This window comes from Chromatiales bacterium (assembly GCA_024234935.1).
Classification (GTDB): domain Bacteria; phylum Pseudomonadota; class Gammaproteobacteria; order Steroidobacterales.
On the sequence record JACKNI010000003.1, the window covers coordinates 130079 to 142984 of the forward strand.

Annotated in this window: 13 protein-coding genes; 8 read left to right on the forward strand and 5 right to left on the reverse strand. The window is 61.6% G+C overall.

Translation table 11 applies throughout. From position 1 onward, the window contains the following. The first annotated feature begins 21 nt into the window (after positions 1 to 21). Both H6979_09105 and H6979_09110 read left to right on the forward strand, forming a co-directional pair. Entirely contained in the window at positions 22 to 762 is a 741-nt protein-coding gene (locus H6979_09105; protein MCP5140001.1) for a hypothetical protein, read from the forward strand. Between the two features lie 66 nt (positions 763 to 828). Continuing rightward, complete coding sequence (locus tag H6979_09110) at positions 829 to 1881, forward strand: TGS domain-containing protein (protein ID MCP5140002.1); 1053 nt, start codon at positions 829 to 831, stop codon at positions 1879 to 1881. 4 nt (positions 1882 to 1885) lie between these two features. Here H6979_09110 and H6979_09115 read toward each other — a convergent pair whose 3' ends face one another. From H6979_09115 to H6979_09130, 4 genes are all read right to left on the reverse strand, one after another. Continuing rightward, positions 1886 to 2683, reverse strand: coding sequence for a glycine zipper 2TM domain-containing protein (locus H6979_09115; protein ID MCP5140003.1), 798 nt, complete (start codon positions 2681 to 2683; stop codon positions 1886 to 1888). A gap of 243 nt (positions 2684 to 2926) precedes the next feature. Next, positions 2927 to 4582: a sulfate permease gene (gene sulP, locus H6979_09120; GenBank protein ID MCP5140004.1), complete on the reverse strand. Its 1656-nt coding sequence runs from the start codon at positions 4580 to 4582 to the stop codon at positions 2927 to 2929. 13 nt (positions 4583 to 4595) lie between these two features. Beyond that, a complete protein-coding gene (locus tag H6979_09125; GenBank protein ID MCP5140005.1) occupies positions 4596 to 5918 on the reverse strand; it encodes a YihY family inner membrane protein in 1323 nt (440 codons plus the stop codon). A gap of 26 nt (positions 5919 to 5944) precedes the next feature. Beyond that, complete coding sequence (locus H6979_09130) at positions 5945 to 6253, reverse strand: hypothetical protein (GenBank protein MCP5140006.1); 309 nt, start codon at positions 6251 to 6253, stop codon at positions 5945 to 5947. A gap of 143 nt (positions 6254 to 6396) precedes the next feature. Between H6979_09130 and H6979_09135 the strand changes: the two genes are divergently transcribed. From H6979_09135 to H6979_09160, 6 genes are all read left to right on the forward strand, one after another. After that, positions 6397 to 7833, forward strand: a complete 1437-nt coding sequence (locus H6979_09135) for a DUF4382 domain-containing protein (protein ID MCP5140007.1) — start codon at positions 6397 to 6399, stop codon at positions 7831 to 7833. A 115-nt stretch (positions 7834 to 7948) separates the two neighbouring features. Beyond that, positions 7949 to 8344 (forward strand): hypothetical protein, encoded by a 396-nt coding sequence (locus H6979_09140; GenBank protein MCP5140008.1) that lies wholly within the window; start codon positions 7949 to 7951, stop codon positions 8342 to 8344. A gap of 204 nt (positions 8345 to 8548) precedes the next feature. Continuing rightward, a complete protein-coding gene (locus H6979_09145) occupies positions 8549 to 8707 on the forward strand; it encodes a hypothetical protein (GenBank protein MCP5140009.1) in 159 nt (52 codons plus the stop codon). A 117-nt stretch (positions 8708 to 8824) separates the two neighbouring features. Further along, complete coding sequence (locus tag H6979_09150; GenBank protein ID MCP5140010.1) at positions 8825 to 9160, forward strand: DUF2849 domain-containing protein; 336 nt, start codon at positions 8825 to 8827, stop codon at positions 9158 to 9160. Next, positions 9161 to 10843: a nitrite/sulfite reductase gene (locus H6979_09155; protein MCP5140011.1), complete on the forward strand. Its 1683-nt coding sequence runs from the start codon at positions 9161 to 9163 to the stop codon at positions 10841 to 10843. After that, on the forward strand, positions 10840 to 11334 hold the full coding sequence (locus H6979_09160) for a DUF934 domain-containing protein (GenBank protein ID MCP5140012.1): 495 nt from the start codon (positions 10840 to 10842) through the stop codon (positions 11332 to 11334). The genes H6979_09155 and H6979_09160 overlap by 4 nt, the downstream gene beginning before the upstream one ends. On the opposite strand, the gene H6979_09165 is transcribed toward H6979_09160, so the two are convergent. Beyond that, positions 11322 to 12887: a GMC family oxidoreductase gene (locus H6979_09165; GenBank protein MCP5140013.1), complete on the reverse strand. Its 1566-nt coding sequence runs from the start codon at positions 12885 to 12887 to the stop codon at positions 11322 to 11324. The two genes, H6979_09160 and H6979_09165, sit on opposite strands and share 13 nt — an antisense overlap. Positions 12888 to 12906: the final 19 nt, after the last annotated feature.

Genomic DNA, 12906 nt, shown 5'->3' on the forward strand with positions numbered 1-12906 from the left:
TTTCCCGGGGAGGGGTTCGCCATGTTCATTGCGCTGCGCTGTACCGCAATTCTTGCCGCCACGCTGTTGATCCTCAATGTCACGCAAGCTGCCGAGCGTGATCGTCGGGCGCCACCGAAAAGTGCAGCCGAGTTCGGTGAATGGAGCGGCTTCGAAGGCCAGGAGCAGATGCTCGGCGCCGCAGTCGCCAAGGCAATCCGCGAAGCCAGTGCGGACAAGGGTCCAGAACACGATTTCACCGGGCGTGAGGCCGAACTCGGCCAGGGCGTGGCAACGATTATCCGCACGCTTAACGTACGCAAGCCCTATCAGCACGAGATGAATGATGCGCTGGTCAAGATAACGCTCGACTATGTGCAGTTCGCCAAGGATCACGGCCTGCTCAAGGAACTGATCGAGAATGAAATCCGCACGCAGAAGCCGATGCTGACGCGTGTCGGAAAGCTCATACAGGAAACCGGTATCCGGGATCTTGCGCTGGTCGCCATGACTGATCGCACGAGCTGCTTCTATCAGTTGGCTCTGGACGTGAAGCGTGAACCGGGCAAGATCAGTTTCAAGTCACCCTACGGCCATGTGCTGGCCGTGACCAGATTCATCGGCCAGCACAACATGACGGAAAAGGAACTGCACGAAATCTGGACCAAGCCCCGCTTCGAGCAACAGGCCGCAGTGATGGGCGTGAATGTCGAAGTGTCTGACTGGCAGGATGACGGCTGGGTGACGCTGAGCGTTGCACCAGAGAAGGTGGCGAGTCGCTGATCCCAGGTCTTTGATCCGGAGACACGTTAAACTGCGCGCCCTGACCACACATCCAGCACCTGCTTCATGCCCGCAAACCTGACTCCCGTATACCGCAAGGCGGAGGAAGCCTATCGCGCTGCCCGCGAGCCCGCAGAACGCCTCGAGCATCTCAGGGAGATGCTGCGAACCATTCCGAAGCACAAGGGCACTGACCACCTGCAGGGTGACATCAAGCGCTGGATCAAGGAACTCACCGAAGAGCTGGGCTCCGGCAAGCAGGGCGGCAAGAAGAAGGGTCCGGTACATACGATCCGGCCCGAGGGCGCCGCACAGCTTGCGCTCCTCGGCGCGCCGAACGCCGGCAAGTCAGAGCTGCATGCAAGACTCACCGGATCGCGCGCAGACATCGGCCCTTACCCGTTCACGACCAAGCTGCCGATGCCCGGCATGCTCGGTTTCGAGGACGTATGGTTTCAGCTCGTCGACCTGCCGCCGATCTCCGGCGACTACATCGAGGGCTGGATGGGAAACTCGCTGCAGCCGGCCGACGGTGCGCTGCTCGTCATCGACCTCGCCGATCCCGGCTGCGCCGAACATCTCCAGGCCATCATCCGGCAGCTCGCAGACAAGAAGATTTTCCTGCACGGCTACTGGCCAGGCCTGCGCGGCCCGAAACCGGTGCCCGAGCCGGTCTTCGACGAGGCGGGCGAAGAGATCATCGAGGATCCTTTCCGCATCGAGCTGCCGACATTGCTGGTCGCCAACAAGTCTGACCTCGTGGAAGATCCCGAAGGCGAGATCCAGGTACTCATGGAGCTGCTGGAACTCGATTTTCCGACCATCCATGTCGCGGCAAGCACCGGCGCCGGCTGCGAGGCGCTGGGTCCGTGGCTCTTCAAGGCCCTGCAGGTCGTCCGCGTCTATACGAAGATGCCGGGGAAACCCGCGGAGATGGATCGCCCTTTCACACTGCGGCGCGGACAAACGGTGCTCGACGTTGCCCGTCTCGTGCACAAGGACATCGCCGCCGGCCTGCGTTACGCCAAGATCTGGGGTAGCGAGGTTTTCGCCGGTCAGCAGGTGGGGCCTGAACACCAGCTCGCCGACAAGGACGTCCTCGAACTTCACATGCGCTGAAGCATCAGTCAGCCGTCGCCTGGCTGGCTGTCACCTCAAACGAATTGTCCAGCAGAAATCCGAGCACGGTGCCCGAAGGCAGATCCACCTCGGTACCGGTTCTTTGCGCAACAGCCGCACCGGCAGCACCACCAACGATGCCACCGACAATCTTGCCGGTGCCTTTGTCGATCTTGTTGCCGATCACGGCGCCGACCAGGGCACCACCGGCAATCTTGGCCGTATCGCGAGCCGTATCGCTCTTGCCCTGCTGCACGAGGCGGCCGGAAATAGCCACGGCATTGCCATCAGGCAGCGAAAGCGTGTCGAAGCTTATGCCGAGCGTCGGGGTACCGCCAATCTTCCGGCTGCCGGATATGACTTCAGTGACGGAGCCGCTTACAGCCGAACCAGTCGTGACCAGCGTCTTGCCGTCCACGATGACATCTGCCGTGAGACGCCCATCGACGCGATCGCCGACCAGTGCCGTCTTCGTGCTGACGGGCGCCATGATCTGGACCGACAACTGTGTGCCCGCGGGGACGATGTAGGTCTTCAGCACAGGTGCCGGAGCAGGCACCTTTGCGGCCGGGGCAGTCGAGGCCACCTTCGGTGCAGCAGCCGGGCGCGGCGCAGCTTTCTGCCGGGCAGCCAGCTGGCTTTCGCGGCGCGCAAGGTCAGCTTCCCGTTCCTTGAGGGCCATATCGGCCTCACGGCGTGCCAACTCGGCTTCTTGTGCTGCTTGTGCCGCCTCCTGCGCAGCTTTCGCCGCAGCGGCATCGGCGTCTGCAGCCGCAGCGGCCACATCCTCCGTAACCGGCATATCCCCGGCGCCCGGCGCCGACGACTCCTTGGGCCCGCCACAGCCGGCCAACAACAGCCCGGTGCAGGCGGCAAGCAGAACAGGAAGAAGACGATTGGATTTGATCTCTGACACGGCGGAGCAACTCCTTGCAAGGGGGTCTGGTCACAACCAGATAACTGGAATCCAGACCGCATCATACCCGGACGACAGCAGCATGATCCGGTTCCATGACACATTCAGCGCCGGGCCATACGACCAGGTTCATTTCTCGTCGGGCACATCCTGTGCAAGCTGCAGTGCAGCCGCGTAGTCGGATGCAAACCGCACTGTGCCGCCGTCGCCGCCCAGATGAGCCCGGCGCAACATTTCAGCCGGCTGGGACTGAACGCCCGACAGAATGATCCTCGTACCCCCGGCATTGGCCTGCCGGATGAACTCTCCGACTGCCTTCACGCCGCTCGCATCAAGCAGTGGCACCAGCCGCATGCGCAGGATGATCACGCGCGGGCGTTGCCCTACCCGACGCAGTGTATCCAGCAGGTCTCCGGCCACCCCGAAGAAGAAAGGGCCGTTGATCCGGAACACCTCAACACCGTCAGGCAGCGAATCCCGTTGCTGAAGATCGTCGGTATCCAGTTCGGCATCCGGGACGATCTTTCGCGCATCCTCGATCTGTACTGACTCACTCATGCGCATCATGAACAGCAGCGACGCAAGCGTGACGCCCACACCGATGGCAACTGTCAGATCCACGAACACCGTAAGACCAAAGGTCAGCAGCAGGACAGCCCGATCACTGTTGGGCATCCGCAAAAGGCCGATGAACCGCTCGTATTCACTCATTCCCCAGGCCACCACAAACAGGATGGCTGCCAGAGCGGCCATGGGCACATAGGCCATCAGATCAGAGGCAAACAGCATGAAGAGCAGGACAAATACCGCATGCAGCATGCCGGCAACCGGCGTCAGCCCACCCGCCTTGATATTGGTTGCTGTACGCGCAATCGCGCCCGTTGCCGGTAATCCACCGAACAGCGCCGACGCGAGGTTGGCCACGCCCTGCCCCACGAGTTCCTGGTTGGACCGGTGGCGGGTGCCGGTCATTCCATCCGCAACAACCGCGGAAAGCAGCGCTTCGATACCGGCCAGAAATGCGATCGTGAATGCCGATGGCAATACCTGCCTGATCTTCTCGAGAGAGAGATCCGGCATCGCCGGCATCGGCAAGCCGCCCTGAATGTCCGGGAAGCGCGATCCGATCGTCTCGACCGGCAAGCCCATCAGGGTCACAACCACCGAGGCACCGACGACGGCAATCAGGAACCCTGGAACCCGCGGCGCAATCCGGCGCAGCAGGATAATCGTCGCCAGCGAAGCGGCGCCAATGGCCAGCGTCGCCCCGTTGATGCTGTCGAGCGCATGCCAGTAGGCTGCCCATTGCTGGAAAAAGTCCGCCGATACCTTGTCAATCCGGAGCCCCAGAAAATCCCGGACCTGGCTTGACGCGATGATCACGGCGATCCCGGCTGTAAAACCCGTAATCACCGGGTGCGGTATGAACTTGATGACCTGGCCGAGCCGGGCATAGCCCGCCACGATGAGTATCAATCCGGCCAGCAGGGTCGCAAGCAGCAACCCGTCAAAGCCATGCAGGGCTATGACGTTGAAGATCACCACGACAAAGGCGCCAGTCGGTCCACCGATCTGTACGCGTGACCCACCGAGAGCCGAGATGAGTAACCCGGCAATCACCGCGGTGATCAACCCCTTCTCGGGCGATGCGCCACTGGCAATACCGAGTGCCATCGCCAGCGGCAGGGCGACGATCGCAACCGTAAGACCCGCAACCGCATCACACCGGAGCTTGCCGAGGTCGTAACCTTCGCGAAAAACGCTCAGCAGTTTCGGTGTAAACATCCGCAAACCGGAATCAGACTGCACCGGATACTCCCTGCTGATCCAGAAATGCACTCAAAGTCGTGGCTGCGGTCAGCTTCTCGATCGCAGCCTGCACATCGTTTGCCATACGGTCCACAGGTCCTGCCCAGACCGGCGCCTGCAATGCACCCGTATCGCCGCCGGCACGCACGGCAGCCAGAATTTCAACGAGCGTGATCCGGGACATTTCCCGCGCCGGCATCAGCCCTTCGTCATCGTTAGCACTGAGCAGTGCAGCACCTTCAAGCTCCGACAGCACCGGTGCCAGTGTCGGAGCCGGTATACCCGTTGCACTTGAGAGGCGGTCAATCGTACAGCGTGTATCACCCGCCCTGAACGCCATGCCGATCAGGTACATGATATTCAGCGCAATGCGCTCACGCAGCTCATTGGCAAGTCGTGGCTCATGCTGCCCGATGCGCAAGAAAACCGGATTCTGTACATAGAAGGCGATCTGCGCACCGATCAGCAATATCAGCCAGCTCACGTAGAGCCAGATCAGGGCCGAGACAGCCACGGTAAAGGTACTGTAGATCGCGGCCTGGCTTGCGGACAGGGCAACCACGGATGCAAACACCGAGCCCACAAACGCCCACATGATGCCGGCCGCAATACCACCGGTCAGCGCTGCACCGAAACGCACGGTGGCATTTGGCAGGAACTTGTAGAGAAAGGTGAATACCGCGATGACCAGGATGTAGGGCAGCACTTTACCCAGCACCACGATCGCGGCGCCGAACGGTGCGATGGCCCTGAGTGCCTGCACGATCGAGTTCGCGCCGATCGAAGCGATCAGCCCCAGTGCAAAGGTCATGACGACCGGTCCGATCAGCAACACGCTGATGTATTCGCTGAGCCGTCGCGCCAGGTTGCGTGGACGCGTGACATGCCAGACGTAGTTGAAGGTGGACTCGACCTTCTGCACCATCGCAATGGCGGTGTAAATCAGGAAGACCAGCGACACGGTGCCGAGCACGCCGCCTTCGAGATTGTCGATCGCCCTGATTACCCAGTCGGTTATCTCCGCACCTTTGGCGCCCAGCGGCTCCATCAGATGGTAGAGCTGTGGCTGCAGCCGGTTGTGTACGCCGAATATCTTGATCACCGAAAAGCTGAGGGCCAGCAAGGGCACTGTCGACAGCAGCGTGGTGTAAACGAGACTCATGGCCCGCAGCGTCAGTTGCCCGCTCAGCAGGTCGCGCAATACGGCATGGAAATACCGTGCGATGGTCCAGACCAGTCTTTCCGGGAAGAGCTTGTCAGCGAGGTCCCGGCGCCAAAGCGCATGGTCGATGGTTTCAGTCAGCGTCTTCATGGCTTGATCCTGCACATCCCCGCTGCTCAGGGTTTTTTCGGCCCGAACAGTGCCGCTGCTGCATCCATCGCGGCCTGCTCGGCCGATGCCTGCCGGGCGTCAAAGGCGCCGGCTCGCGGCTTGAAATAATCACAGAAATTCGGCCGCTCTTTCTCGCGCACTTCCTCGGCATCGTCTTCACGACACTGCTTCGGCCGCGAACGATCGTAGTAGCGGCAAAGACGACAGACGTGCAACGGGCTGCGGCAGGACGCACATTCTTCGGTTCTGCCCAGCGGTAGCGGCAACGCAGCCAAAGAGGCCCCGCAACGCCAGCAATGCAATTCTTCAGCCATCTGCGGAGCTTAGCCGATACCTCGAGGGTGCGGCAGGCGCCGGTCTCGGCACCGATTGATTTGACGTAACCACCGAATTTGAAGGGTGCGGGAATTCAACCTAGACTGCTCCCATCTGCGGAACTCTCCCCCCGAGTATCACCATGAAGAATATTGCCGCATCTGTAGTAACCGCTGCATGCCTGCTGGCTTTGGCCGCTTGTGGCGGCGGTGGCGGCGGATCAGCAAGAATCGCGCTGGATACACCGGCAACGGTCGGCGTGCTCATTACCGACGCTCCGGTCGGGCGCTGGGACGAAGCGATCGCAACCGTCACCTCGGTACGCCTTATTGGTGACAACGGACAGGTCACCCTGTTCAGTGGCTCGCAGACACTTGACCTTCTCAAGCTCGGTGATTTCTCCGAACTTTTCGCTGTTTCCGACAATGTGCCACCCGGCCGCTACAGCAAGATCCGGCTGCAGCTTTCCGACCTGGTTCTGAATGACATCGATCCGGTAACCGGCAATGTACTGGAAAGTATCCAGCCACAACTGGTGGGCAACGGAAAGATAGACCTGAACCCGCAGGGTTCATTCGTGGTCGGACCCGGCGACATCATCATTGTCGAACTCGATTTTGACATGGCGAAATCGCTGAAGATTACCGAGACGGGCAACAACAGGATCATCCTCCGGCCGGTGGTATTCTTGAATATCCGCACGGATCGCCCCGACGGGCGGCTGGCGCGTGTTCACGGAGAGATCAGCCGGATAGACCCGGTCAGCGGCAAGTTCGAACTGTGCCAGACGGACTTTGCATCGCGTTGGGACGGCGATGGCAGCAACGCACTGCCAGGTTCTGGCGAGCGTCGTTGCCTTACGGCCAGCACGGATATTTCCACCGGAATCTTTGCGGAGAATGGGCTGCCGGAGACTTTTGCCGACCTCGCGCCCGGCGAGCAGGCGACGGTAATCGGACGCCTGCAACCCCGGCAAGACGACGGCCACCCCCCGTCGGCTACCGATCACTCCTTTGTACTGGATGCATATGTGATCGAGGAAGGAGCCCTAGGCACCTATTCCAGAATCCGCGGCATCACCGCTTCAGGCACAGACGGCAGCAATCGCTTTGCACTGGATATCGCATCCGGACAGGGCTTCGGCTCAGGCACACAACTGCCTGTACAGATCTACGACAGTTCCCGTATCTTCAACCGGGCGGGCCTGGAACTCAGCCCGGCAGACATCGTTGCCGACCGCAATGCAGTGGTGGACAGCATTCTGATCGTTGGCCAGGATGATTACATCCGCTCCCCGCTGATCATTCTCAATGAGGGCGCGCCAGTCGGCGAAGCGACAATCGAGGGTGACATCATCTCGACGAACACTGCCGGGCAAACGCTGCGGATCAATGATGGCACGATGGATCGTTGCGTAAACGCGGAAGCGGCCGGGATTTTCCTGGTGAGCGACGACGACGGTTTCTCAAGCACCCGTGGCCAACTCAGCGATCTCAGGCCAGGACAGCGGGTGGCGATATTCGGCACGGAGCAGACAGACGGTTGCCTGGCCGCGGAGACAATTCTGGCTGAAATCTGACCGGGGTTGTTCAGGCTACAATCGCGCCGGCATTCAAGCAGCCGGGAGGCATCCGATGGCTACCGATCAGATCAGCGCCGGCAACAGCGGTGAGCCTGGTTTTGGCTTTGGCAGCCTGCTGCTGAGGCTGCTGTTTGCCCTGCTCATCGTATTGCTGACCTTCAATCCCTCCGGCTTTTCCTTTTTGCACTGGGCGAAGGATGCCTTCATGTCCAGCAGCCTCGGGCCGCTGCATTTCCTGGCCGGGATCGCCTTGCTGATCGGCTGGGTGGTATTCGTGCAGGCCACAACGCAGTCGCTGGGAATGTCGGGCATCCTGCTGGTTGCAGCCCTGTTCGGGGTGCTGGTCTGGATGCTCTTCTTCTATGACGTGGTCAAGACCAGCTCCACCTCAACCATCACCTGGATCGTGCTGATCGCCGTGTCGGTCGTTTTGACCGTTGGCGTGTCCTGGGCACATATACGCCGCCGCCTGTCCGGACAGGCCACCGTCGATGAGATCAATGACTGAGGAACGGTGAAATCGCATGAGAAACATCCTGTTAGGGCAAGTCAGTCATCTTTTTGGGTGATGTTTTGTCAAATGGATGGGTCTATAGATAGGATGCCAAGGGAATGAGGTACCTCCAGGCTTTCTTTGCCCTCGGCCCGGCCCCGGTTTCGCCCCACGTCACCGGGGCCGGATTTCTTTCGCCTCCCCGGTGGAATCAGTAGCTTGGCAGGCTGGTTCTGGCTCATCGCGCTCGGATTGTTTCTGGTTCTGACCGGCCTCTACATACACTGGACGATCGTGCTCTTCGGTGCGCTGCTCCCATTTCTGCCCCTGCTCGCCGAACTCCTGCGCCGGCGCCGCAACCGCAGACCACCGCCCTGAGCGGCTTGCCGGGGCGCAAAGCCCGGATTCACGGGGCATATACATCTAAGTAATTTGTCTAACCCCCGGCCATACCCGTGGCTAAGCTGGCTGCCTTGAATTCCAGGGTTTCCCGGCATGCAGCCCACCGCACAAATGGTCGTTGCCAGTCGCCTGTCCGATGGGCGCGTGGTCTTTCTGAGCGCCCGCGAGCAGTGGGTCGAAAACATCCAGCTCGGTGCGCTGGCAATCGGCAAGGACGAATCCGAACGGCTCTTGCAGACAGGTCGCAAGGCTGAAGCCGATAACCAGGTGGTGGAGGCCTACCTGATTTCGGTCGACACCAGCACGGGCGAGCGACGGCCGACCGACTGGCGCGAGTCCATCCGGGCATGCGGACCAACCGTGCGTACCGACCTGCCGACCAGCGCTGGCCAGTCCGGCGCGCAGCAGCTGCTCCAGGAACGCCCATAGATGTATCGCTACGATGAATTCGATCACACCCTGGTCGCCGAGCGGGTGGCGGTCTTCCGGCGGCAGGTAGAGCGGCGCCTGTCGGGCGACATCACCGAGGACCAGTTCAAGCCGCTGCGTCTGCCCAACGGGCTGTATCTGCAACTGCACGCTTACATGCTGCGCATCAACGTTCCCTATGGCTGCCTGTCATCCCGGCAATTGCGCAAGCTCGCCTTCATCGCGCGGCGTTACGACCGGAACTTCGGCCACTTCACCACCCGGCAGAACATCCAGTTCAACTGGATCAGGCTCGACGAGGCGCCCGATATTCTGGCGGAACTGGCCGAAGTCGAAATGAACACCATGCAGTCCTCCGGCAACTGCGTACGCAACATCACTGCCGACCAGTTTGCCGGCCGCGCCCGCGACGAGATCGAGGATCCGCGTCCCTGGTGCGAACTGATCCGCCAGTGGTCGATCCTGCATCCGGAATTCGGCTATCTGCCGCGCAAGTTCAAGATTGCCGTCACCGGCGCGGCCAGTGACCGGGCTGCTGTCAAGTTTCACGATGTGGGTCTTTACCTGCGGCGCAATGCGGAAGGCGTGGTCGGCTTTGAAGTCATCGTCGGCGGTGGACAGGGACGCACACCCTTTGTCGGCCTCACCATCCGTGAATGGCTGGCCAAGGAAGACCTGTTTTCCTATCTCGAAGCGATACTGCGGGTCTACAACCTCGGCGGACGGCGCGACAACCCGAACAAGGCCCGCATCAAGATCCAGGTGAACGCGCTCGGCATCGACGAGTTCCGCCGCCTGGTCGAGGAGGAATGGGCGCAGATCAGGACCAGCCCGCTGCTCAGCGTTGATGCGGCAGAAGTCGCGCGAATCGCCGCCTATTTCCGGCCACCGGACTGGGAAACGCTGCCGGAGGAGAGCGGCTTGCTGCACAGACTGCGCAAAGCCGAGCCAGCGTTCGATGCATGGTGCCAGGCCAATATCGTCGAACACCGGACGCCGGGCTATGCCATCGTCAACCTGTCGCTCAAGGCACCAGGAATCGCCCCCGGTGACCTGACGGCTGACCAGATGGACCGCGTTGCGGACCTTGCCGATCGTTTCAGTCTCGGTGAGTTGCGGGTTTCGCACCGGCAGAATCTGGTCTTCACCGACGTCCGGCAGAAAGACCTCTACGAACTCTGGACCGAACTCGCCGGGCTTTCGCTGGCAACACCGAACATCGGCACACTGACCGATATCGTCGCCTGCCCCGGACTCGATTTCTGCTCACTTGCCAACGCGCGGGCCATCCCGGTGGCACAGGACATCAGCCGCCATTTCAGCGATTCAGCCAGCCTGCAGGATATCGGCGAGCTGACCATCAATATCTCGGGCTGCATGAATGCCTGCGGCCATCATCATGTCGGCCACATCGGCATTCTCGGCGTCGAGAAGAAGGGCCAGGAGTTCTACCAGCTGACGCTCGGTGGCTCATCGGCCGAAGATGCAGCGCTCGGCGACCGGCTGGGCCGCGCCATTTCGGCAGACGAGATACCCGCAGCCATCGAGGCACTGGTCGAATGCTACAAGCGGCTGCGCTCCGGTGACGAGCGCTTTCTGGACACCTGTCGCCGCATCGGTATCGAGCCATTCCAGGAAGCCGTCTATGGCGTTGGCGCCGCACCCCGGCGCGAGGTCGCATGATGACACTGGTCCGCAACGGTCAGTTCGTCGAGGACATCTATACCGACGCCAGGGATCTGGAGCCCGTTCCCGTGGACCGGCCGGTGATCGTCAGCCTGGCGCAGTGGCAGCACAACCGTGATGCGCTGCTGGCCGGTGGCCAGCCGCTCGGCATTCGCCTGCAGAGTGACCAGCCCCCGGCACTGGTGGCCAGCGAATTGCAGCACTTTGCCGTTGTGGCCCTGGAGTTCCCGAAATTCCGCGACGGCCGCGCCTATACGCATGCGCGGATGCTGCGCGAGCGCCATGCATTTGCCGGCGAGCTGCGCGCCGTCGGAGACGTGCTGCAGGAACAGCTCAACTACATGCAGCGTTGTGGTTTCGATGCTTTTGAAATCAGCGCTGCTGATCCGCTTGCCGCCTGGCAGGCCATCGAAAACGACCACACCGTCTGGTACCAGGCTACCGGCGATGGCCGGCCCCGCGCACTCGAGCTTCGTCAGCGCACATAGTCTCCCCAGTGGGCGATCAGCTGCGTGGCAGAACGCAGGGCACCCGCATGAATCGTGTAGGTCGGACTCACGCCACCACTGCAGGGAAACAGACCTGCGCCAGCCAGGATCAGGTTGCGTACCTCGTGGGTCCGCCCGAAGCTGTCGCACACCGACTGGCGCGGATCAATACCCATGATCGTTCCGCCCACGATATGTCCTGTCGGCATGCCCGACGATGTCCAGTAGTCCCGGGCACCCGCCGCACTGAGAACAGTACGGGCTTCATCCTGCATGTGTTTCCACAACGCCAGCATCGCCGCCGGATAGCGATGCACAGTGCGCGCCAGCGGATAGCCCTCGGCGTCACGACGGGTATCCAGCTCGACGCGATTGTCGCGGTCGGGAACACTGCCGCCAAAGCCGATCATCATGCCGAGATGCTGGCTTGCTGCTTCGAGAAAGCGCTGCAGTTCCGTACCGAAGAGCTGCGGCTTGCTCAGGGCAATACCCAGCAGGTCGTTGGGCTTCATCGCCGGGCCTATCTGCCACTGATAGCCACCAAAGGCATCGGGCCGCGCATCATTCACGTAGCCCTCGCGATAGGTGAGCTGACCGGCACTGATCCCCATCCAGGGCTGGGTCTGTTCGCTGAACAAGCCGAAACCCTGCACGATGAACTCGGCCATGAGGTAGCGCCCGACCAGGCCACTGCCGTTTGCAAGTCCCGCTGGATGTGCATCGCTCGCTGAATTGAGCAGGATGCGTGGATTGCCGATGATCGATGCCGCAAGGATTACCACATCGGCGGCTTGTACGCGGCGCTCGCCCTGGTGGAAGTACTCGACACCCGTCGCCTGACCGCGGTTGTCGGTCAGGACCCGCTTCACGTCGCAGTGCGCGCGAAACTCCACACCGGCTTCACGCGCTGCTTTCAGCCAGGTGACGAGCGGATTCGCCAGCGCGCCGATCGGACAACCCGCATCGCACCAGCCGTCCCACAGGCAGGCCGGTCTGCCGCGATAAGGAATGGTGTTGACGATCACCGGCAGCGGTGCAACCGGCTTGCCGAGTTTGGCGAACCCCCTGGCCAGCGCCTCACCCTGTCCGAAGCGCGGCACACCGGGCATCGGATAAGGGTCTCCGGGCCCGCGCCATATTTCGGCCTTCGCATCACCGGAGATTCCCATCTCCGCCTGGATGCGGTCATACCAGGGACGCATTTCGTCGTAGCTGACCGGCCAGTCCAGCCCCTTTCCGAACCGGCGCCGCACTTCGAAGTTTTCGGGCAGGAAGCGCGGCCATGTTCCGTAGTGATGCAGGGCTGCGCCGCCGAACCCGGAGCCCGTACCGAAATTGTTCCCGATGGGATGATCGCCAGACGCGCCGACCGGTGCGCCCCGCCATTTCAGCCGGCGCGCCCAGATCTGCGAACTGATCAGGTCATCCAGCGTCCATGCGGGCCCCGCCTCGAGCACGATCACCTGCTTGCCGGCCCGCGCAAGCTCGGCTGCATACACGCAGCCCGCCGCACCTGCGCCGACGATGACGACATCTGCCGCTTCGTCCTTCATTGGCTCTCCCCTTGACCAG